Source organism: Paenibacillus sp. PvP094 (assembly GCF_040546835.1).
Lineage (GTDB): Bacteria > Bacillota > Bacilli > Paenibacillales > Paenibacillaceae > Paenibacillus > Paenibacillus illinoisensis.
Genome location: NZ_JBEPOM010000001.1, coordinates 5892342 through 5915792, shown reverse-complemented (window position 1 = coordinate 5915792; position 23451 = coordinate 5892342). Strand labels below are relative to the sequence as shown.

Sequence of the window (23451 nt, the reverse complement as noted above, 5' to 3'; positions counted from 1 at the left end):
ATCATTGCACTTAGCAGGGGAGACAGGTCTTTTTTTTGCCCTCCAATGAAACCGATTTCATTAAATGGAGGAGGTGAAACGCCTTACCGCGCGCTGGATACACAGGTAATGCCGAATAACAGCACCGTGTGATCAGGACCATGCTTTCATTTTCCGAGGCAAAGGAGAGAATGGATATTGGATAAAATCAGAAAGCCGCTCATATTCATGTTATCTGCTACGCTCGTGTTATCTTCCGGACCTTTGATGCTGCCAGGCAAGACATATGCTGATGCTTACAACATGCCTGGGACGCTGCTGCAGGACGATTTTTCTGATGGGGATTTCTCGGAATCACCCGCATGGAACGTAAGCTCAGGTCTATGGGAGGTAAGCTCAGATCCTACAGACGCATCGAACCAGACGCTTTTTCAGAGCGATACCGGGGAAGGCATCATCTCCACCGGCGACATCATGTCCGACATGACGGTGTCCATGCGCTTTTACACAGGAGATGGTCAGGGATATCCGGGAATGCTGCCGCGGTTTCAGGATAAGAGCAATTTTTATTATTTTCAAATGCAGGTTCCAGCCAATAAACTCGTCTTCTCCAAGCGGGTGAATGGAGCGGATACAACCTTAAAGTCAGTGGATTATTCTTTTGCCAAACACACATGGTATACCCTGAAAATAGTACTGTCAGGACCTTCCATTCGCGGGTACATCGTCGAAAACGGAGCAAATCGCTTGGTATTCGATCTGATCGATACGACATACAGTGCAGGCAGCATCGGCATACGAAATCGCTGGCAATCCGTTCATGCAGATGACGTAATCATCGCCGAGCCGCCGCCAGGAAACGATGCTGTGCTCTCAGCCGATAGGCAGACGTCATCCTCGGTCTCGCTGCAATGGACCGAGACAGCAGGTGCGACCAGCTATCGCCTGTATCGTTCCACCTCGCCTGAAGCGGGATATTCCCTGGTGGCGGATACCGAATCACTGGGTTATGTAGACGATGGTTTAATCACCGATACGGTCTATTATTACAAGCTCGCCTACGAATACGGGGGAATGACGGAGTCGTTATGGTCGGCACCGCTTGAGGTTCGGACAGCAGCTACCGCACCGCAGGCTCCAGGAGAATTGAAGGCTCTGGCCCTGAATACATCCAGTGTGAAATTGTCTTGGCCAGCTGTGGATAAGGCAACCGGATACCGTATCGTCCGTTCTGAGGCGGGCAGTGAGCAATATGAGCAGGTGTACGAAGGCCAGGAACTCAATTATACGGATCAAGGTCTTGCATCCGGCCAAGGCTACAGCTATCGGGTAACGGCTTTCAATGCCGCCGGAGAGTCCGAATATACAGCTGCAGAGGTGACGACGTATTTGATGGATTCCCCCGCTGAATTTACCGTTTCGGACGTAACCAGTACGTCGATTACCCTGGGGTGGAATGCACTGCCCGGTTCCGAAGTGACGTATTCCGTATCCAGGGCCACCAGTGCAGGCGGTACGTATCAGGAGGTCTATAGCGGCAGTGCTAACACGTTTAACGATAGCGGCCTGACGATGGGCACAGGATATTATTATATTCTTCAGGCAACTGTGGATGGCGTTCCTTCTCCTGCATCTGCACCGCTGAGTGCTGCCACAATTCGCACGAGCTTTACACCGGGCAAGTTATGGCCGGATCTGGATGGCAAGCCTATCGATGCACATGGGGCTGGCTTTTTCTACGATGAGCAGACAGAAAAGTACTACTGGTATGGGGAATATCATACGGGAGGATGGCCAGCCGTTGGCATCCGTGTGTATTCATCGACAGATCTGCTGAACTGGACGGATGAAGGCATGGCACTCACGATGATTCAATCCATGGATGATTTCGAAACGGATCCGTTAATTTCCGAATTGTACGCGGGACGTGAAGACAAGGTGGACATCTGGGCGGATATCCGCAGAGGGCGGATCATTGAACGACCGAAGGTCATCTATAACGACAAAACGAAAAAGTACGTCATGTGGGCTCATATGGATGGAGACAAGGATCCCTACAACGATAATGCTAATTACGGAAAGGCGCAGGCGGGTTATGCCATTAGCGATTCGCCTACAGGACCGTTCGTTTACCAGAAGAGCTATCGGATGGATAGAGCCCCGGAAGGGGAGAAAGATTACTTCCCAAGCGATCGGGGCATGGCGCGTGACATGACTTTGTTCAAGGACGAGGATGGTACCGGATATCTCATCTACTCCAGCGAGGAAAACCTGACACTGTATATCTCCAAACTGAACGAAGATTACAGTGATGTTACAGGCTGGCATAAGCAAGGTCTCACGGATGAGAAAGGCAATCCAGTGCGAGATGCTACGTATCAGGCGGAATACGGCGTTGATTACGTCAGAGTATTCCCGGGTGGACAACGCGAGGCACCCGCCATGTTCAAATATCAAGGCAAATATTACATTTTGACCTCCGGTGCATCAGGATGGTCCCCGAACGAAAACAAGGTAACTGTGGCGGACAACATTTTTGGTCCATGGTCCACGATGACGAATCCATTCATACGTACGCTGCCGAGCGATCCTGATCCAGGCAAGGCCTTCGGCACGCAGACTACATCGGTCATTCCGGTTGACCCGGAAAAAGGGAAATTCATTTACGTGGGGGATACGTGGAACGGGGGCAACTTCTCGAATGATGGTGCAAAATATGTGTTCTTACCGATTGAGTTCGGCATTGGATCTGACATCGCAATAAAATGGTATGACAGCTGGACACCAGATCTGCTGAATTCAATGGGCAAAGTGGACATCGCTGATCCGCTGCCTGAGGCCGTGCCTCTGGGGAAAGTGCCTTCTCTGCCAACAACGGTTAATGTGCGGGATGGAGGTTCGCTTGTGCCAACATCAGCAGTATGGACGGTGGATAACCGGGCGATGACTGCAGGGGATTTTGCCAAACCGGGACCGATTACGCTGCAGGTAACGACACCGGAGTACGGCAACAAGAAACAGGCGGTCCGCGTATATGTCATTCCGGAGAACGCGCTCTATTTCGTGAACAGTGGCGGCTACGAAACGGCTGATTACAAACTAATGGGTGAATATATGAAAGGTTCGCTTGCCAATCCGGGAACGGCTGACCAGCAGTATGCCCCGGCAGAAGGACGGAATTGGGGTTATGTTAGTGCTGATGCACTGCCATCCGGCTCAGCTGGCGGGGATATTTACTCCACCGTGCGCTATTTGAACGGTGGCAATGTGAGCAATTCACCCAAGGGCAGCGATCTCACCTACACCTTTGAAGTGCCGAATGGAACTTATGATGTGTACGCAGGATTTAACGATCCGTGGACCAATACGTCCCGCAGAGCAAACTTCCTGATTAACGGCAATAACATGGGGTCGGTGACGTATACGCCTGCTAATGTCAGAGCTCATACAGGTATTGCCGTTACGGAGAATAAGCTTGAACTGACGGTGCGTAATACGGCATCACAGGACCCGTTGATTAGCTGGATCGTGATCGCCAAGCCGGGTGCAGTTCCACCGATGGACAACACGGCTGGGCTGAATGCTGAAATAGCGGATGCAACGAGTACTACGCTTCGCTGGGATGCTCAGTTGGGTGCGGCAAGCTACAAGCTCTACCGTTCGAACAAGGAGCAGGGGGAGTATAATGTCGTTTACAGCGGCAGTCTGCGGGAATACATCGACAGCGGGCTGCGTCTTGGCACCGATTACTATTACAAAGTGGAGGCCTTTGACGCGTCGGGGCGTACCATTCGTGGTTTATCTACTGCTTATCTAGTGCGTACCGCTGAAGAGACCGCTGCTGATGTGGCTGCACGCATTACAACCTTGGAGGAGCCTTCTGCAGGTGCCAAGCAGTTAAAACTGCCGGTCGTACCGCAAGGCTTTATAGTAAAGATCGCTGCAAGCTCGTTACCATCCGTCATTCAAATCGATGGAACAATCGTGCCGCCATCCAAGGAAACTGCGGTGACATTGGAACTGGAGGTAACTCGAACCTCGGATAACAGCAAAGCCTTGACCCAGCCCTTAACGGTGTACGTACCAGCGTATACGCCTTCCCCGGGCGGATCCGGCTCCGATGGTTCAGGTGGAAATTCTAACGGAGGCTCGAGCAATTCCGGAGGACAACCGGGGTCTGGTACTCCAACACCAGGGAATTCTTCGCCAAAACCTGAACCACAAAAGGATCGTTCCATTCTTGAGTTACAAGGGGTGGCAGATAAGGATGGGGTCGTGCAGACGAAAGTAGATGCTTCTGTAATCCAAGAAGCCTTCCAAGCTGCACCTTCTACGGGTAAAGGTCTCCGTCAGGTCGAACTTCGGCAGAAGCCAGTCTCAGGGGCAAGCACTTATGAATTGACACTGCCAGCCTCGGCATTGGCGGATCAAGGCGAATCGCGTGTGTTCCATATCGTTACGGAACTGGGAACACTAGAACTTCCTGCGACGCTGTCAACAGAAGACTTGGCAGGCCACGAACTGGCTAAGGTGCGATTCATCCGCATGGAGCTGCCCAAAACAGTCGCCGATCAACTTGGAACGAAGCATGGAGTACGCCTTGAACTCGTTTTGGATGGCGATGCTTGGCCAGAAACACATGAGCTGAATCTTCACCTGCCTTACCAAACGCTGCAAGGTGCAGAGCGAGATAGAATCGTTGCCTTCTCGTGGAATGCGAACCATGTGGCAGCCCCGTTGCCGCAAAGCCGTTACGATCAAGAGAAGAGGGAGGTAGCATTCTCCGCAGCGTCGGCAGCAGGAAATTATGCAGCCGTATCTGTACAGCAGGAATTCGCAGATATTGCCGAGGTGCCATGGGCCAAGAATGCATTGGAGGCACTGGCTGTCCGCGGCGTCATGGATGCAACTGAAAACGGAAGCGAACGTCAATTACATCCGAAACAGGAGATGACGCGCGGTCAATACGTGCAGTGGCTGACTATGGCACTCGGCTTGAATGGCGCGCCTGGCATTCCGTTCTCGGATGTAAGTTCTGACGCTTCGTACTACGAAGCAGTTAATGCCGCTCGCTCGCTTGGCATTACTGGCGGCACGGGAGATGGGCGCTTTAAGCCTGAAGACACCATCACCCGTCAGGAAATGATGACGCTAACGGTAAGAGCTCTGGAGGTAGCAGGGCTGGTCGAACTTGAATCGGCTTCCACGGATAGCCTTGCTCGCTTCCGCGATGCTTCTGCAATCCGTTCATATGCCCGGGACAGTGTGGCCATTTTAGTGGATCTTGGTATCGTTAGCGGGTACAACGACGAGGTCAAGCCGCTTGCCGAAGCGACCCGTGCTGAATCGGCTGCGCTTGTGTACGCCATGATGGACAAATTGGTGTGGCCTAACTGACGGAAACAATATAACGAAGTAGGAGAAAAAGGCTTACTAAGACCTGGATTGAAGGTCTTAGTAAGTCTTTTTTGCATGACCATAGATGGAGTGAGTTCGTACATATTGTTCCTTTATCAGCGAAACTGATAAATGTTATAAAATGATTGAAATTGACCCCCAACACCCGGTGTGTTAGTTTCTAGAGAGTAGAAATAAATTTGATCATTTTAGTAGGAATTAAAATTGAAGCAATGCGCGAGGTGGCAAATGGTGGAACTTCAAGTGACAAACAGCCCTTTTAATCAGGAACAGGTTGAGCTGCTCAACCGTCTTATTCCTACATTGAACGATTCACAAAAGACTTGGCTTAGCGGATATTTAACAGCTATTCAGGGGATCGCAGCAGTAGCGGCCGGAACAGGTGCAGCATCAAATGTACAAGCGGAAGCGGTATCGGCTGTCAGTGTACCCCCGGCTTCCCGGGAAGTAACGGTACTCTACGGATCCCAAACAGGGAATTCCAGCGGATTATCCAAGAAGCTGGCTAAGAAATTGGAAGAGCAAGGTCTTCAGGTGACGTTATCATCAATGGGAGATTTCAAACCGAACGGACTGAAAAAAATTGAGAATCTGCTCATTGTTGTCAGTACTCATGGTGAAGGCGAGCCGCCGGATAATGCGATTCCGCTTCATGAGTTCCTGAACAGCAAACGCGCTCCGAAGCTTGATGGATTAAAATATTCCGTGCTGGCGCTGGGAGATACGTCGTATGAGTTCTTCTGCCAAACTGGCAAGGATTTCGACCAGCGTCTGCAGGAGCTTGGTGGTACTCCAATTGTTCCTCGTGTAGACTGTGACGTTGATTTTGACGAAGCGGCAGCGGAATGGATGAATGACGTTCTGGCCTCCCTTAGCAGCACGCCAGCGACTGCGGGCACCCTATCCAGCGAAGCTGTTGTCGCTGCGGTGAGTGGCGGGGAATCTGAATACAATCGGACCAATCCATTCAAGGCAGAAGTGCTGGAGAATCTTAATCTGAACGGCAGGGGATCAGATCGGGAGACTCGTCATATCGAATTGTCTCTGGAAGGTTCCAATCTCGATTACGAGCCGGGAGACAGCCTGGGCGTATTCCCGGAAAATCATCCTCGACCTGGTAGATGAGCTGATTGCAGCCATGGGATGGAATGCCGATGAACGTGTAACGGTGAACAAATCCGGTGAGCAGGTATCGGTATATGAAGCGTTACTGCGCTATTTCGAAATTACCGCTGTGACCAAACCTGTGGTCCAGGAGCTTGCAAAACTAAGTCCCGACAGTGGACTTGCCGATTTGCTCGCAAATGATGCCGAGTTCCGCAATGTTATGAACAGCTGCGATCTGCTGGATCTGGTACAGGATTATAACCTGAAGGGCATACCGGCGGGAGAGTTTGTTGCCGTTCTTCGTAAAATCCCTGCACGTTTATATTCCATCGCCAGCAGTTCGAAGTCATTCCCGGATGAAGTACATCTTACGGTGCGTACGGTGCGTTACGAAGTGCGCGGAAGAGAGCGTTATGGAGTTTGTTCAGTTCATCTGGCAGAGCGGATTGAGGCAGGAGACAGCCTGCCCGTGTACATTCAGCATAACCCGAACTTCAAATTGCCGGAGAACCCGGATGCCCCAATCATCATGATTGGGCCTGGAACAGGAGTAGCCCCATTCAGATCGTTCCTGGGTGAGCGTGAAGAAACGGGAGCACAGGGCAAAACGTGGTTGTTTTACGGGGATCAACATTTCCTCACGGATTTCCTGTATCAAACGGAATGGCAGCGCTGGCTCAAAGACGGCGTGCTCACCAAGATGGATGTGGCCTTCTCTCGGGATACGGAGCATAAGGTATATGTTCAGCATCGGATGCTGGAGAATAGCAAAGAGCTGTATCAATGGCTTCAGGAAGGCGCAGTTATCTATGTGTGCGGTGATGAGAAGAAAATGGCGCATGATGTTCATGGCGCACTTGCTACCATTCTCAAACAAGAGGGCGGTTTGACTTCTGAGCAGGCCTCGGAGTATCTGACTAGGTTGCAACAGGAAAAACGTTATCAGCGGGACGTGTATTAATTCGGAAATACCGGATGAAGGCACCCGCAGAGACGAGAGGAGAAAGCAGCATGGCTTATAATAACTTACTGAATCCACAGCGCGCCAATAGTGATGTGGAAGATATAAAGATCAAAAGTGATTACTTGCGCGGCAGTCTCACTGAAACGCTGGCAGACCGCATTAGCGGTTCGATTCCGGAGGATGACAACCGGCTGATGAAGCATCACGGGAGCTATATGCAGGATGACCGTGATCTGCGCAACGAACGAAACAAGTCGAAGCTTGAGCCTGCTTACCAGTTCATGCTGCGTGTACGAGCTTCAGGCGGAATTGTAACTCCTGAGCAATGGCTCATGATGGACCGAGTCGCTCATAAATATGCGAACGGAACCATTCGCTTGACTACACGTCAGTCTTTCCAGCTTCATGGTGTATTGAAATGGGATCTCAAAAACACAATTCGTGAAGTGAACGATTCCCTGCTGAGCACCCTTGCGGCGTGTGGAGATGTGAACCGGAACGTGATGTGTAATCCGAACCCGAATCAGTCCGATGTGCACGCAGAAGTATATGAGTGGGCTTGTCAGGTGAGTAACCACCTGGATCCGCGTACTCGGGCATATCATGAGTTGTGGCTGGATGGGGAGAAAGTGATCGATACCGGAGCGAGTGACGAGGAAGTGGAACCTATCTATGGCAAAGTATATCTGCCGCGGAAGTTCAAGATTGGGATTGCGGTTCCTCCATCGAATGATGTTGATGTGTTTTCCCAGGATCTCGGGTTTATCGCCATCGTCGAGAACGGCAAGCTGCAGGGATTCAACGTGTCGGTAGGCGGCGGAATGGGGATGTCGCATGGTGATCCGAAGACGTATCCACAAGTGTCCAAAGTCATCGGCTTCTGCACACCGGAGCAAATGATTGATGTTGCGGAGAAAACGGTCACGATTCAGCGGGACTATGGAGATCGTGCAGTACGGAAGCATGCACGCTTCAAATATACCATCGATGACCGCGGGCTCGCCTGGTTCGTGGAGGAATTGACGAACCGCCTGGGCTGGAGCTTGGAAGCAGCACGTGCTTACCATTTTGATCATAACGGAGATCGTTACGGCTGGGTCAAAGGCAGCAATGGCAGATGGCATTATACGTTGTTTATCCAAAACGGACGGGTAAAAGATATCGACGGCTATCCGCTTATGACGGGGTTGCGCGAAATTGCCAAGATTCATAATGGCGATTTCCGGCTGACAGCCAACCAAAACCTGATTATCGGGGACATCAGCAGTCAGAAGAAGAAAAAAATCGAAGCGATGATTCAGCAGTATAATCTTACGGATGGTGCTCATTATTCTGCACTGCGTCGAAGCTCCATGGCGTGTGTGGCACTGCCTACCTGTGGTCTTGCCATGGCAGAGTCCGAGCGCTACCTGCCGTCCCTGATCGACAAGCTGGAACCAGTTCTGGATGAAGCAGGGCTGAGAGACGAAGAGATCGTCATTCGCATGACAGGATGCCCTAACGGGTGTGCGCGTCCAATGCTCGCCGAGATTTCGTTTATTGGGAAGGCTCCGGGCAAATACAATATGTATCTGGGTGGCAGTTTTACGGGTCATCGTCTAAACAAGCTTTACAAAGAAAATATTGGTGAAGCAGAGATTCTGGATACGTTGACTCCAATGGTGCATCAGTATGCGAGAGAACGTCATGAAGGGGAACATTTCGGTGATTTTGTTATTCGTGCCGGTTATGTGCCTGAAGTGCTGGACGGCCAGCAGTTTCATGCCTGATTGAATTGCGTTCGTTAGAAGAGCATTCCTGTGGGAATGCTCTTTGTGCTAGATTCGTCGTTGATTGAACTGGTATTCGGCGAAAAGGTTAATGAAAGGTAGGATGACGTTTTAGGCTGCATCTGAAGACCGTTTGCTATGAACATTACCATTATTTCGTCATACTGAACTTGTTGAAGCAGTCTCAACAAGATATAATAACTAGGTAGAATGCAGATTACATGTTGAAAGTGAGCGGAAACGATATGGGTCGTAAGTGGAATAATATTAAGGAAAAAAAAGCTTCAAAAGATGCAAATACAAGCCGGGTTTATGCCAAGTTCGGCGTTGAGATTTATGTAGCTGCCAAGAAGGGTGAACCAGACCCGGAGGCAAACCGCGCGCTGAAAGTCGTGCTGGAACGTGCGAAAACGTATAATGTACCAAAAGCGATTATCGATCGCGCGATGGAAAAGGCCAAAGGCAGCGGGGACGAGAACTATGAAGAGCTGCGTTATGAAGGCTTTGGACCGAATGGTGCGATGGTCATCGTGGATGCACTTACCAACAATGTGAACCGGACAGCGCCTGAAGTTCGTTCCGCATTTAACAAAAACGGCGGGAACATGGGTGTCAGCGGTTCGGTTGCTTACATGTTTGATCCAACTGCGGTCATCGGCGTAGAAGGCAAAAACGCTGAAGAAGTGCTGGAAATCCTGCTCGAAGCAGACGTGGATGTGCGGGATATCGTGGATGAGGATGAAGCCGTGATCGTATACGCGGAGCCAGACCAATTCCATGCCGTACAGGAAGCATTCAAAGCTGCTGGTGTCACCGAGTTCACTGTAGCCGAGCTGACCATGCTGGCGCAAAACCATATTGAACTTCCTGAGGATGCACAGGCTCAATTCGAAAAATTGATTGATGCCCTCGAAGACCTTGAAGATGTTCAGCAAGTGTACCACAACGTAGAGTTTGTATAAGACTACTTGCATATGCTTATACCTATAAGAAAAAGAGTGTCCAGTCCATCTTGATGATGGCAGGACACTCTTTTTTTGCATGTGTAATTAAGAATCGGACCGCAGAGCAGGGCGAGGTTTCTCCGCTGTATTGTTTTTACTGCCGCCAAATTTGAACAGTACAATTCCTCCCACGATTACAAGCACCCCGAGCAGCTGATTCCAGGAGAAGGGGATCTTCTCCAGCCCAAGCCAACCCATCGAATCAAACAAGAGAGCAAAACTCAGCTGGGAGGTCAGGACAATGGATATGGCAAAGGTAGGCCCGAGCAGCTTCATTCCCTGAACGAGACAGAATACGACGCCTACCCCGATAGCACCACTAACCCAATACCATGGCTGCATATGCTGAAAGCTGAACGTGTTTTTGCCTTCTACCAGTATTGAAATCAGGAATGAGGCAAGAAATCCTGTGAAAAGAACCATGGTTGTCGTGGACCATGACCCGGTTTTTTCATTGACTTTACTATTAAAAACGGTTTGCAGACTGACGAGTGAACCTGCAAGTAATGCGAGCAAAATACCCGTAACAATCATTAGCTGTAATCTCCTTATTCATAGATGTTGTGGCCTGCAATTTGACGCAAACCGGCTCGATCCTTGACCTGGATAAAACCTTGGTTGCGTTCAATGAACCCGTCTGTACACAGCTTCTGAATGACCCGGTTTAGATGCCGGTAGCTTGTGCCGATCAGATTGGCAATGTCCGTCAGATTGAATGAATCCAGCCCCTCATGTACGACGGCACCTGCCTCCTCGGTGGAGATGGACAGCAGGTAGCTGGCTAACCGTACCTCAACCGGGTACATCAGGTTGAAGCTTGAGAAGTTTGAATCGATGTAGAACTTATGAGAAATGATCTTTAGCAAAAATTTAAGCAAAGGGGCATAGTCGCCTGCATGTTCGGCCAGGTGCCGGTAGTGGATACGCAGCATGACGACAGGTGTGACAGCCTGCACGGTATTAATGATAGGGCTTTCCCGGACATACTCCACGTCTCCAACAACTTCAAGTGGGGTTTTGAAGCAGAGCACGAGTGTTTTGTCCTGGGCGGACGTCGTAAAAATCTTGATTTTGCCTTCTACCAGCACATATAAGTATTCGGATGCTTCACCCTGGCGGCAGATCAATTCACATTTTTCAAAATGACATACGGTCATCAATGGACGCAGGGGCTCGGGAAATACCGTTTCGAGCTGGTACTGCTTCAAGTAGTTTAACAATTGATTTTCATCATGGACTTCTTCCATAAAGTACTTCGCCCCCGACCTGTTCTTGTGCAAACTAAAAAGAAACTACAGTTTCATAATAATAACACCCGTAATCATGAGCGCTATGCCTAGAAATTGCGGCAGCTTCATCTTCTGCTTCACAACACCAAACCACCCGTTGCTGTCGACCAGAAAAGTCAGGAACAGCTGTGCAATCAGCAGCGCAGAGATCGTGAAGGTTACCCCAATTTGTTGAATGGCAGACACTTCACTGAAAATAATAACCGCACCGAAAGCTCCTCCGGCGAGATATAGAGGTTTGACTTGTTTTAATCCCTGAAGATTGACATCACGGACAAACATCAGAATGATGGCTGCCAAGATAAAGCCGGTAAACTGTGTAATGGTGGCGGCTTGCCATGTACCCATGTCCGTACTAATCCGGGTGTTGGCCACACCTTGCAGCGTAATGCAGGCACCGCCGAGTAATGCAAAAATAATTCCTTTCATGCTGTACGCTCCTTATCACTGTGTTACTTCGACTTCTATTAAATGATAGAAGTGCCCCGATCGCCAAGGACAAATGTCCTGAACTCCAAAACCATAGCCATCAGCGTACAACATTGGAGCATAAAAATCCACATGTGAGCGAAGTGGAGGTCGTACAATCTAAACTTAATCAGTCAGAGAGCAACTAAGGATTTTTTGAAGAAAAATAAAAAGAAGCCCTCTTCGTCAGAGGGCAGCGATCAAGCCAAAATCAGTTAAAGCACGTTATATACAGGCTGTTCTCCAACAAAAGTCACAGGCAATTCAGGATAGGCTTGATCTAGCTTCATAGCAAGGAGTTTCATCCCGGAAGACTCGCTTTCGGCGTGTCCGATCATGATAAGAGCCTGCTGCCTGCCTTGCTGTACAGCATCACGTATGTATTCCGGTGTTTCCCATTCGAAGCCCTCGCCTGCGATAATCAGGTTCAATCGTTCGTTATGCAGCAGGGGGATGGTTAGATTCCCATTACCGCGAAAACCAACCAATACCGCTGCACGCTGGCAAGTCATCTCCAAGTTACCGGCAACGCGCACATATTCAATCTGTAGTGTATGTTTGATATATTCTGCAATTTGTTGAACTGTCATACCTGTATCAAAGGAAAGAATATCTGCTTCCGGCTTCCTCTGCTCAAGGAAGGATGTCCATCCCAATGCTTGGACTAAACCTTCGGTGATGCCGTCGGGTTGAACTTGGTGAATGGAATCATGACAGCGGTAAATGGCAATTCCGGCTTCATCAATGAGGTTACGCTTCGTCTGATAGACAGGATCTCCGGTTAGCCAATCCGTATGACTATGGTGGTTATAGAAGGGGGGCTCATGGGCGATGATCAGATTGGCTCCCTGTTGAACCGCACGTTCAATGACCTGCTGAGTGGGCATGAATGCAACAACGATGCCCGAGACGAGTTGATCCATCGATCCGCTAATTAACTGATCCACCGTGTCATCCCGCAATTCTACATGAGCAGTCAAATGATCGATAATTTCTTGAACACGTACCTCCATGAATACGATACCTCCAGTGAAAGAATATATCCTCAGTGTATCATTTTGATGAAATTCCAGCATTAACCATTGTAACTTGCTGCTAAATAACGTGTGGTGTATTGCACTGCTAGATTGACCAATATTAAAAGCGGAAATAAATTAATGGTGGCTTCCTGCAAATACGATATTCGGGGTCTTTTCACGTCGTAATACAATGAGAATGGACTACAGATATGAGGGAGGACGTACATTAACAACTGTATAAAACGTTCCAAAGGTAACGGTACGGGGGACAAGTAGTTTTCTTCTGCGAGAAAAAGTATACTTACATAGAATCTTTATCTGGATTAATTAAGGCATCTTTTTTAACATGCACTAAACAAGCGGTTTTCGTTTGGTTTTAATCTTGATGAAGGAAGTAGAGAAAGGTGTGATTACATGACAGCCAGTACCATTATGGAACGTCTAAAGAGTGAGACCGCTCACTATCACAGACAAGTGGAACAGAACGACTATGCGAAGGCTATTATGAATCAAACCGTGAGCTTAGAAGAGTATAAGGAATATCTAGAGAAATTTTACGGTTTCTTAAAACCACTGGAAGAACATGCTCTGCAGCAGCCTTTTTGGGAGAATACAGGACTTGATTACGGAATCCGGGGGAAAGCCATTTTGCTTGAAAACGACCTGCGTAATTTAGGTTCCAGTGATGACGATATCAAGCGGCTGCCAAGATGTGAGGAATTGCCAGATATATCTTCGCCTGCACGATTGTTCGGGTATCTGTACGTCATTGAAGGGTCTACTAACGGAGGGCAGATCATAACCAAACGTCTCTCTCAGTTTTTGCCGATTGAAGCGGGTCGCGGACTTGAATATTTCAATGCTTATGGTTCGGAAACCAGAACAAGATGGGCCGAATTCATGGCGCAGCTGGTTCAATTCGCTCACAGCGAGGAAGATCAAAATGAAATGGTTCATACGGCTTCGGAAACTTTCAGGCTGCTTGACCAATGGATAAATACAAAATGAGATATATAAACTTGTAATTAACGAGTACTTGTAATGAAAGAATCCTTTTAAATTTATATATTGGAATATCATGAGAGGGGTTTTTTTCAGGCCATGGCCGAATCGAAGTCCAGGAAAGATAATAATAATCTGCTGAACCGTACGCTGCTTCATCAAGGTGTGTACACCAATGATCCGATAGATCTAAACAATTGCGATAAAGAACCGATTCATATACCCGGCTTCATTCAGCCTCATGGTGTGCTTTTGGCTGTGAATACCCAGAATGTCCCTACCATTGTGCAATGCAGTCAGAATACAGAAGAGCTTCTCGGCCTTGAAACCGATAAAGTGCTCGGTCTGCCTCTCGAAAATCTGATTGGCAGAGAAAGTCTTCACCAGATCCTTGCACGCAGCTTCAGTGCTTCTGTAACCTCAGATCTGCAATATATGGATCTCACAATTAACATCACTGGACATGATCAGGTGTTCACGTCGGTGATCCATGAGAGCGAAGGTTTGCTCATATTGGAGATGGAGCCTTCTAATGAGAGCAGACCAATGGAAGGTAATGATTTTGAGTGGATCTCACGCTTTTTTGGACGGATTAAAAGCACGGACAGCCGAATTGAGGCCAGTCAGATTGCAGCGGAGCAAGTGAAGGAAATGCTCGGTTATGACCGGGTTATGATTTACGAATTTGACGAGCAATGGAATGGTAAGGTCATTGCCGAAGCGCGTGAGGAACAGCTTGAACCATTTCTCGGGCATCATTATCCGGCTTCGGATATTCCTAAACAGGCACGTGAATTATATTTGCGGAACTGGCTGCGTACCATCGTTAATGTCAATTACAAACCTGTAGAGATCATCCCTACACTGCAGCCCTTGACGGGTAAACCGCTCAATCTGAGTCTTTCGGTCCTGCGCAGTGTATCGCCACTGCATATTGAATATTTACAGAACATGGGCGTTGGGGCGACAGTAACGATTTCTCTGATTCATGACAATCAACTGTGGGGCCTCATTACATGCCATCATAACTCCGCCAGATATGTACCTCACCGTGTCCGAAACTTATGCAACTTCCTCGGTGCGTTTTTCTCCAGTGAATTGTTCCAGCGTCAACAGCTGGATGAATATCAGGCAGAGATCAGGTCGCGGGAAGCTGCTTCCCGGATTTCGAGCATATTTATCGGGAATACCAGTCCTGCCAGAATTTTGGAAGAGCTTCAGAGTGAAGAGCAAACGTTACTTGGTCTCATGAGTGCTTCCGGGGCTGCCATCTGCTATCAGGACAAATTAATGTTATATGGCGATACACCGACACGTGAACAAGTACGTGAGCTTGCCGCTTGGCTTGCGGGTAAATCAGAGGACTACAGTTATCATACATCCAAGCTGAGTTTGGAGTACGGTCCTGCGTTAGCCTACAAGGAGAAAGTGTCTGGCGTAATTTATGTTGCAATTTCACCCGGGGAGCATCATTATATGATCTGGTTCCGGCCTGAAGTGATCCAGCTTGTTGATTGGGCTGGGGACCCGGCCAAAGCAGTTATAAAGACCGATGACGGTGTGCGTCTATCTCCGCGTAAATCGTTTGAAAAATGGCGAGAGGTTGTACAATCCACCTCCTATCCATGGACAACAAAAGAGCTGAATGTGCTACCTTTGCTCAAAAGCATTGTACGTCGTCAAACGGAAAATCAGCTGGTTCAGGCCGAAGAACAGGCACTGCAAAATGCACGTATTTTGCGACAAAATGAACAACGCTATTTACAGCTGATGGAATTCTCACCTGTAGCCTTCTTTACGTTGACCGATGGCAAGATTATATACTGCAATAACAGGGCGTCAGAACTGCTGGGGTATGAAAACTCCAAGCTTCTGAACGGCATGGAATTCAGCCAATTCGTACCCGATAATGCAAGAACCGTCTTACAGCAGCATCTGGAGGAGTTGAAATTGGATGATACACGTTTGTACACAAATCAGTCCTATTTCACAACAGCTGCAGGAGCTTCCCTGCTCCTGGAAGTTACACTTGCTTCGGTGACGCACGCAGGCAAACCTTCGGTCATGGTGGTCCTGAACAGTGGAGTATCCAACCACGAGCAGGAAGGTTATACGGAGACAACCAATCAGCTGCAAAACTATCTTAATACAGATCCATTAACGGAGATGCCTATTCAATCCATATTTAAATCTCAGCTTCAGGAAGATTGGGATGCGTGTTTGCAGGAAAAATGCAGCTTGGGATTACTGATTATTGATATCGATGATTTCCGATCCTATAATGCTACCTACGGTCTTCAGGGCGGTGATCTCTGCCTGCAATGGATTGGAGAAGTGCTGGCTGTCGTTAGTGAGCAGAATGAAGCGCTGATCTCCCGCCTGCGCGGAGGAACGTTTATGCTGAAACTCAAGGGCACAACGTCCGAACAGGCTGACCAGCTTGCAGATGAGATCAGGCAACATGTGCTTGCTCTTCAGATTCAGCGGGACCCGTCAAGCCCGGATGAAGTCGTTACCGTCAGTGTGGGCGGTGCTGTCATGGTGCCTGAAGAGAGTCTGGCCGTGTCTTATTTAATTGAAAAGGCAACGCAGGCTCTGCTTCAATCCAAGAGTGAAGGGAAAAATCGGATCACCATGGTATAATATCCCACAATAGACACAGATTCATTTTATCAAGGCTGTTGATTAATTATAGGGTGGCGTTTGAACTGGAGAACAGTTTGAGCGCCATTCTTTCTTTTTTTGAAAAATGCATTCTCATCGCCATTGTCACAGGACAAGTGCTATAATGAGGCATATGGATACACTTGTTCGTATTATGATTTATGGAGGAGGGTGAAACAGTTTTAATGAAAGACCATTCAAGACAGTTGGAATTTATGGAGATCGATCTGACCGAAGAGCCAGAAGCTTCGGCTGTTCCGGTGCCTGAACGTTCAACCATTCCCTACAGGCAATTTCATTCAAGCCGTGCTGGTGGCAGCATATTGTCTTCGGAGAAGCGATTCGTGGAAGAGGCGCGGCAGCTTGAAAAAATGGAGGGAGATCCTGCTCCGTTTGTTCCCTTTATGAGCTACTGGCCGACTTATGGTGTCATGAACGAGTCCCAGCGCGAGTGGTACTTGTACTGGAGGTCGGAAGTGAGGCAAGGACGTTTCCCGGATACAGATCTGTCCTACGTATTCGTTCATACGTATGAATTGATTAACGGAGTAGGGTGGAGAGATCCTCAAGCGGGTTTTGATCAACTGAAACAGTTATGGATACAATACCGTGCCCGGAATCCACAGCTGGACGCTTATATGCAGGAATGGCTCGTGGATTACAAGCTGGTTCATCAACTGGATATGCCATTGTCCGAGATTCTGAACATTTCAACCGGATATCTTCCTGCTGAGATACAGGATATGGAGATTCAGCGGATTTTGCAGAATCGAATTTCCGACGTTTCCTTGAATCTGCTGCGGCGATATTATGACTATGACATCACGCTCAGCAAATTTTATAGGGATGGTGGCCAGGAAGTTCTGGAAGAGGTTATTCCCAAGGTTATGGTGCTCGTCGATTCCTATCTGCTGCGAACACGTCAGGCAGGGATCGCGGACCAGTTCATACAGGATAAGCCGAGAACAACGGAGCGGGTTCTGTTTCGCAAAGCGGTATATGACGATACCCTTTATGGGAAAACGGTTCCCTTATCCTATGTTCCGGTTGGAGAGAATTCGGATTTTGTTCAATTGGTTACACGCGTCTTTCGATGTACCGAAAACAAGTGCCGGGAACTGCTCGGATTCAGAGGCCGATTGCGTGGAAAGACTCTGGAACCTGAACTCGCAGGTTTGATCGAACGATATTTGGACAAGGTATATGCCGCTAAACAAGCAGATGCCGCCGAGAAACCAATAATTCGAATTGATGCGGAGAAACTGACGTCATTACAGCAGGAGAGCGAATATGTCCGCAAGGCTTTAACGATTGAAGAAGATGTCGACAAGGTACAGGAAACGACTCCCTTTGAACATCAGGCTGCCGTTGAGGGAGAAGCGAACGACACCGTGAAATACATGACCGAACAGAATAAGGATCACTCTTTCGAACGAGAGGCTGACGAGGCGTTAGCTGAACGTTTCGAAGCCGTCTCAACGAACCATAAGCCAGTCCATTTGCAGTGGGAGGAAGCGATTGCCGGGGAATTGGATGAAGAGTGGACCCACTTGGCGGACCAGCTTGCTCCTCAGCATGTGCTGGCCATTCATGCTCTGCTCAGCGAGGACCCCGATACTGAACTGAACCTTGTGGCTGAACAATATGGAACAATGCCTGCACTTCTGCTTGATGAAATTAACGATCTGGCTATGGAAACGATTGGTGACCTGCTGATCGAGAGTGACCGGATTGTTTCTGAATATATGAATGTATTTGAACATGTGAAGAGGTGAGAGGACAGTGACAGAACTAAAAATACCGAAACGGCTGACCACCGCGCTGGTGAATTCATTGACAGCGGGTGTTGTGCCGCGAATTGGACTGGAGCAGATTGCCGTCGGCCGCAAGCCTGAAGTAGACGCGATATTGCGTGATTTGGATAACATTGCCGAAGGCGGAGCAGCATTTAAACTAATTACAGGAAGATACGGCAGCGGGAAAAGCTTTCTTTTACAAATGATTCGCAACTATGCGATGGACCGGGAGTTCGTTGTAGCAGACGCAGACCTGTCCCCAGAGCGAAGATTGGTAGGTACCAAAGGTCAAGGACTCGCAACGTACCGAGAACTGATGACCCGTCTGTCCACGCGCACACGTCCGGATGGCGGAGCACTTGAACCGATCCTGCAAAAGTGGATTGCTGCCCTGCAGCAGCAAACGATGCAGAACCAGGGCTTGCGACCTGATGATCCTGCTCTGCCGTCCGAGGTGGAGAAGCAGATTTACGCGGTCACGAACGAAATGCAGAACCTGGTGCACGGCTTTGATTTTGCCAAAGTTCTTGCTTCGTACTGGAACGGATACAAGCTGGGAGATGATGATCGCAAACAGGCTGCGCTTCGCTGGCTCAGAGGGGAGTATGCCACCAAGACAGAAGCCAAAAAGGAACTTGCTGTCGGCGTGATCATCGATGATGACAACTGGTATGATTATTTCAAATTATGGTCGGAGTTTACGGCACGTATAGGTTATAAAGGATTGCTGCTCTTTATTGATGAAGCGGTGAATCTGTACAAAATCACAAATAGCATCTCTCGGCAGAGCAATTATGAGAAATTGCTGACCATGTTTAATGATACAATGCAGGGCAAGGCGGAGCACCTCGGCATCTTTGTTGGCGGTACGCCGCAATTTGTAGAGGATGAGAGACGCGGATTGTTTAGTTATGAGGCGCTTCGTTCCAGACTGATCGATGGTCGTTATGCAGCGAGAGAATATGCGAATTACACAGGACCCATTCTAAAGCTTGCGATGTTATCTCATGAAGAGATTCTCATCCTGTTTCAGAAGCTGCGTCAGATTCATGCCCTTCATTTTGGTTACGGTGCCAGCTTGACGGACGAAGATCTGGTTGATTTCATGCAAACGGCGGTGAACCGTCTCGGGGCGGATGAGCTGTTAACAACCCGTGAAGTAGTGCGAGATTTTATGGATGTACTGCATACGCTCCACCAGAATCCGGAAGTGACCTATGCCCAATTGCTTGGGGAGCGGGCAGCCGAGCCACAGGATGGCGGCAAAGGAACGGCAGCATCTTCTGCTCCGGATGAGATGGACGATTTTCTGGCGGAATTTGAATTATGAGGGACAATCCTTTTTACAAACTGGCACCTTTTGTCCAGGAATTTATTTATAAAAAAAGATGGGATTCGCTCCGACCTGCACAGATTGAGGCTTGTCATATCTGCTTCGATACTCCGCATCATATGCTGATCGCCGCAGGAACGGCTTCAGGCAAGACGGAAGCAGCCTTTTTTCCTGCACTGACCGAGCTGTATGAACGTCCTTCCAAATCGGTGGGCATTCTGTACATCGGACCACTTAAGGCACTGATTAATGATCAATTTGAGCGTCTGAAGGATCTGCTATCTGAGGGAAACATACCGGTGTGGCACTGGCACGGGGATGTGCCTCAAGCGGAAAAAACACGTTTGGTGCGTAATCCGTCCGGCGTGCTCCAGATTACACCGGAATCGCTGGAGGGTTTGCTCATGAACCGTCCCAATGCCATACCAGCCCTGTTTCATGATTTGCGGTACGTTATTATTGACGAGGTCCATGCATTCATGGGAGCAGATCGGGGCATTCAGGTATTGAGTGAATTGGCCCGGATTGAACGGATGGCTGGCTGCAAACCCCGCAGAGTTGGATTATCTGCGACGCTGAGTGATTATAAGGCAGCAACTTCATGGCTGGCAGCTGGAACGCAGGAAGGGGTAGATGTAGTGTCTTCTCCAGGCGGCCGCAAGCTGCGCTTGCGGGTGGAGCATTTCTCTTTTCCTGATGCCCGGGATGAGGAGCAGGCCGAACATCTGCACAACGCACGCAAAGCCTATTACGATTTCATCTATGAGAGTACACATCGCAAAAAGGCGCTAATCTTCACCAACAGCCGAACGGATGCCGAAGTGACCATCCTTGAAATGAGAAGAGTCGCTGCACGGCGGGAAGAAAGGGATGTATTCCATGTACATCACGGAAGCATATCAGCCATGCTTCGCGAAGAGACGGAAGCGGCCCTGCGGACCGGGGTGGGTCCGGCAGTAGCTGCGGCTACGGTAACATTGGAACTGGGTATTGACCTCGGGGAATTGGAACGGGTTGTGCAGCTCGGTGCCCCTTACAGCGCTTCGAGTTTTGTCCAGCGTCTGGGAAGGTCGGGAAGACGGGATGACATGGCTTCGGAAATGTTATTTGTTTGTCCGGAAGAAGAGGATGAAGAAGCGCAGCTTCCAGCTCGCATGCCATGGACGCTGCTGCGTGCCATTGCAGTCATAGAACTGTATGTGAAGACCAAATGGGTCGAACCGCTTGAGGCTCGCAAAATGCCAATGGGTGTTCTCTACCATCAGACAATGAGCATGCTAAAAAGCATGGGGGAGGCAGAGCCACGCGAACTCGCGTATGCCGTGCTGTCTCTTGCGCCGTTCAGTCAGATCCGGGCAGATCAGTACCAGACGTTCTTAAATTATTTGATTGAAACCGATCATCTGCAGTGGACGGAAGAACAGACATTAATCATTGGACTCACTGGCGAAAAAACGGTGAATAATTATCGATTTTACGCGGTTTTCAAAGATGATGAGGAACACAAGGTGCTGAATGGTTCAGAGGAAATCGGTTCGATTACGACAGTTCCACCGCCTGGCTATTGCTTTTCACTTGCAGGAAAGCTGTGGAAAGTGGAAGAAGTGGATCATAAACACAAAGCCGTATATGTAAAGGCGGCCAAAGGCAAAGTGGACACCCTGTGGCTTGGAGCGGGGGGTGACATTCATACGCTGGTCATTCAGAAAATGCGTGAGGTTCTATCGGATTCAATGATCTATCCTTATCTGTCTCCACAAGCGGTGAATCGCTTGGAGCGTGCACGCCGGTTGGCACGGGAAAGCGGATTGCTGAAGCAGGTGGTTATTCCGGCTGGCGGTGATTCCCTGTACGTTCTCCCTTGGGTGGGAAGCAAATCGTTTCGAACACTGGAACGATTGATGAAGCATAATCTGTCCGATCGATTTGCACTGCGTTCTGTCGTGCCCATGGAGCCTTATTATTTTGTCGTCTCTGGTAAAGTGGATGCACGAACACTTCTGGCAGAGATTATGAGCGAATGCCGAACCGTTGAGGATGCTTCAGGACTGCTGGCGGAAGACGAGGCCCCGTATCTAGGCAAATACGATGAATTTGTGGCACCTGCATTGATCAGGGAAGCCTTTGCCGTGGACGGCTTGGATCTGCAAGGTTTACAGGAGGGTTTGGAACAAACGCTGGCTTGGGAGACTCCTGAATGAGATAATGCCCTGGATGATATCGTTCGATACCCCTAGCTGTCCAATTTCATCTTCAATGGAATGATGGGGTTGACACCATCTCACCTGCCATGTAATATATGAAAAGTCGTCACATACGTAACATCACAAAAGCATACTTCATTTCGTATAACCTCGCAGGCCAAAAGTGTACACAGGGCGAGGGTCTCTACGGGAAGCCTATACTTCCTAACTACGATGCCAGGAATATCATTTATTCCTTGCTCGAAGTTAGGATTTTTTGCGTTTGGATGGCAGGCTGTGACCTTGGCATGGATTAGACATGCGGACGTATTATCGATCATCAGGAGGTTTATTCATAATGAAGTACTATTTGTCCGTTCTCGCTGGAGCGATGAGCTATGGCATCTTGTCCACTATAGTTGTGCTGGCATACGGTGAAGGATATCAACTCGGAGAGGTAGTTGGTTCACAGCTGGTCACGGGGTTCATCCTGTCCTGGTTGCTGGCACTATATACGAAATTTAAAACAAAACGCAGATCACAGACTAGCAAAACAGCAGCGACCAGTGTGTTTACGCGACTGACATGGAAGCAGCGTCTACTGTTAATGGCTGCCGGAACGCCAACAGTTATAACAGGTTTGGTGTACTATCAGTCATTACGTTACATTCCCGCATCCCTCGCGATTATTCTCTTGTTCCAGTTTACCTGGATTAGCGTGTTGATTCAGGCGGTAAGTAAACGCCAACGTCCAGACAAAGTAACCTTCCTAACTCTGATTATTCTGTTCGGAGGTACACTCCTTGCTGCAGGTTTCCTGGAGCAGGGACTGAGCGAGTTTAACGGTCTGGGTATTGCACTCGGACTGATGGCGGCAGTGAGTTATTCACTGTTTGTGCTGTTTAGCGGCAAAGCTGTCCCGTCAGCACATCCTGCCTTTCGCAGCGCGTGGATGGTTACCGGCGGATTGGTTCTGCTCTGCATTCTGTTCCCGCCGACATTCCTGTTTAACGGACTGATCTGGAGCCAGCTGCTTGTGTTCGGATTACTGCTCGGTTTCTTCGGTGCTTTCATTCCGCCAGTTTTGTTTGCCATTGGGGTTCCTCATATTGGGGGCGATATGGCAGGCATTCTGGGTGCAGTAGAGCTTCCGGTTGCGGTGTTGTTATCTTCCATCGTACTTCATGAGCATGTCAGCGGACTGCAATGGCTTGGCGTTATTATCGTTCTGATCGGCGTTGCTCTACCAGAGTTGTATAAGCTGAGGCTGAAACGGAGTCGAAGTGCTCCGCAGTATTCCTCTTAACGAACCCCAGTAATCCGGGGATGCGCTAGAGTTATCATGGATATAAATATAAACAGTAGAGAAGCCTGAGTAATCAGGCTTTTTCTTATGAAACGAAGTTTTCAGTTGGATATAGAGCCCTCACTTGCTAAGTATGATCTGACATGGCCC

General features: G+C 48.9%; 13 protein-coding genes and 1 pseudogene. 10 read left to right on the top strand and 4 right to left on the bottom strand.

Translation table 11 applies throughout. The features are described from left to right. Positions 1–177: 177 nt before the first annotated feature. From ABIC22_RS26685 to ABIC22_RS26670, 4 genes and pseudogenes are all read left to right on the top strand, one after another. Positions 178–5376, top strand: coding sequence for an S-layer homology domain-containing protein (locus tag ABIC22_RS26685; protein ID WP_354485057.1), 5199 nt, complete (start codon positions 178–180; stop codon positions 5374–5376). A 252-nt stretch (positions 5377–5628) separates the two neighbouring features. Next, a pseudogene (locus tag ABIC22_RS26680) lies at positions 5629–7465 on the top strand (assimilatory sulfite reductase (NADPH) flavoprotein subunit). Between the two features lie 50 nt (positions 7466–7515). Beyond that, positions 7516–9237 (top strand): assimilatory sulfite reductase (NADPH) hemoprotein subunit, encoded by a 1722-nt coding sequence (gene cysI, locus ABIC22_RS26675; RefSeq protein WP_354485055.1) that lies wholly within the window; start codon positions 7516–7518, stop codon positions 9235–9237. A 245-nt stretch (positions 9238–9482) separates the two neighbouring features. Continuing rightward, on the top strand, positions 9483–10199 hold the full coding sequence (locus ABIC22_RS26670) for a YebC/PmpR family DNA-binding transcriptional regulator (RefSeq protein ID WP_127536594.1): 717 nt from the start codon (positions 9483–9485) through the stop codon (positions 10197–10199). 87 nt (positions 10200–10286) lie between these two features. On the opposite strand, the gene ABIC22_RS26665 is transcribed toward ABIC22_RS26670, so the two are convergent. The 4 genes from ABIC22_RS26665 to ABIC22_RS26650 all read right to left on the bottom strand — a co-directional run bounded on the left by ABIC22_RS26665 (position 10287) and on the right by ABIC22_RS26650 (position 13011). Continuing rightward, positions 10287–10772, bottom strand: coding sequence for a DMT family transporter (locus ABIC22_RS26665; RefSeq protein ID WP_354486111.1), 486 nt, complete (start codon positions 10770–10772; stop codon positions 10287–10289). A 17-nt stretch (positions 10773–10789) separates the two neighbouring features. Next, complete coding sequence (locus ABIC22_RS26660; RefSeq protein WP_354485053.1) at positions 10790–11488, bottom strand: Crp/Fnr family transcriptional regulator; 699 nt, start codon at positions 11486–11488, stop codon at positions 10790–10792. A 45-nt stretch (positions 11489–11533) separates the two neighbouring features. Further along, positions 11534–11959 carry a DMT family transporter gene (locus tag ABIC22_RS26655; protein WP_110822416.1) on the bottom strand — a complete coding sequence of 142 codons (426 nt, stop codon included), beginning with the start codon at positions 11957–11959 and terminating at the stop codon, positions 11534–11536. Positions 11960–12213: 254 nt separating this feature from the next. Beyond that, complete coding sequence (locus ABIC22_RS26650) at positions 12214–13011, bottom strand: Nif3-like dinuclear metal center hexameric protein (RefSeq protein ID WP_354485051.1); 798 nt, start codon at positions 13009–13011, stop codon at positions 12214–12216. Between the two features lie 420 nt (positions 13012–13431). On the opposite strand from ABIC22_RS26650, the gene ABIC22_RS26645 reads away from it, so the two are divergent. The 6 genes from ABIC22_RS26645 (at position 13432) to ABIC22_RS26620 (ending at position 23301) form a co-directional block, all read left to right on the top strand. Continuing rightward, positions 13432–14025 carry a biliverdin-producing heme oxygenase gene (locus tag ABIC22_RS26645; RefSeq protein ID WP_127536030.1) on the top strand — a complete coding sequence of 198 codons (594 nt, stop codon included), beginning with the start codon at positions 13432–13434 and terminating at the stop codon, positions 14023–14025. A 93-nt stretch (positions 14026–14118) separates the two neighbouring features. Beyond that, positions 14119–16662, top strand: coding sequence for a diguanylate cyclase domain-containing protein (locus ABIC22_RS26640; protein WP_354485048.1), 2544 nt, complete (start codon positions 14119–14121; stop codon positions 16660–16662). A gap of 206 nt (positions 16663–16868) precedes the next feature. Continuing rightward, positions 16869–18458, top strand: coding sequence for a TerB N-terminal domain-containing protein (locus ABIC22_RS26635; RefSeq protein ID WP_354485046.1), 1590 nt, complete (start codon positions 16869–16871; stop codon positions 18456–18458). Positions 18459–18465: 7 nt separating this feature from the next. After that, a complete protein-coding gene (locus ABIC22_RS26630) occupies positions 18466–19809 on the top strand; it encodes an ATP-binding protein (RefSeq protein ID WP_354485044.1) in 1344 nt (447 codons plus the stop codon). Beyond that, entirely contained in the window at positions 19806–22013 is a 2208-nt protein-coding gene (locus ABIC22_RS26625; RefSeq protein WP_354485042.1) for a DEAD/DEAH box helicase, read from the top strand. The genes ABIC22_RS26630 and ABIC22_RS26625 overlap by 4 nt, the downstream gene beginning before the upstream one ends. A 340-nt stretch (positions 22014–22353) precedes the next feature. Further along, on the top strand, positions 22354–23301 hold the full coding sequence (locus tag ABIC22_RS26620) for an EamA family transporter (protein ID WP_127536025.1): 948 nt from the start codon (positions 22354–22356) through the stop codon (positions 23299–23301). Positions 23302–23451 lie beyond the last annotated feature (150 nt).

Coding starts and splice junctions, on each gene's coding strand:
- cysI (WP_354485055.1), top strand. CDS start 7,516: ATGGCTTATAATAACTTACTGAATCCACAGCGCGCCAATAGTGATGTG.
- ABIC22_RS26670 (WP_127536594.1), top strand. CDS start 9,483: ATGGGTCGTAAGTGGAATAATATTAAGGAAAAAAAAGCTTCAAAAGAT.
- ABIC22_RS26660 (WP_354485053.1), bottom strand. CDS start 11,488: ATGGAAGAAGTCCATGATGAAAATCAATTGTTAAACTACTTGAAGCAG.
- ABIC22_RS26655 (WP_110822416.1), bottom strand. CDS start 11,959: ATGAAAGGAATTATTTTTGCATTACTCGGCGGTGCCTGCATTACGCTG.
- ABIC22_RS26650 (WP_354485051.1), bottom strand. CDS start 13,011: ATGGAGGTACGTGTTCAAGAAATTATCGATCATTTGACTGCTCATGTA.
- ABIC22_RS26645 (WP_127536030.1), top strand. CDS start 13,432: ATGACAGCCAGTACCATTATGGAACGTCTAAAGAGTGAGACCGCTCAC.
- ABIC22_RS26640 (WP_354485048.1), top strand. CDS start 14,119: ATGGCCGAATCGAAGTCCAGGAAAGATAATAATAATCTGCTGAACCGT.
- ABIC22_RS26635 (WP_354485046.1), top strand. CDS start 16,869: ATGAAAGACCATTCAAGACAGTTGGAATTTATGGAGATCGATCTGACC.
- ABIC22_RS26625 (WP_354485042.1), top strand. CDS start 19,806: ATGAGGGACAATCCTTTTTACAAACTGGCACCTTTTGTCCAGGAATTT.
- ABIC22_RS26620 (WP_127536025.1), top strand. CDS start 22,354: ATGAAGTACTATTTGTCCGTTCTCGCTGGAGCGATGAGCTATGGCATC.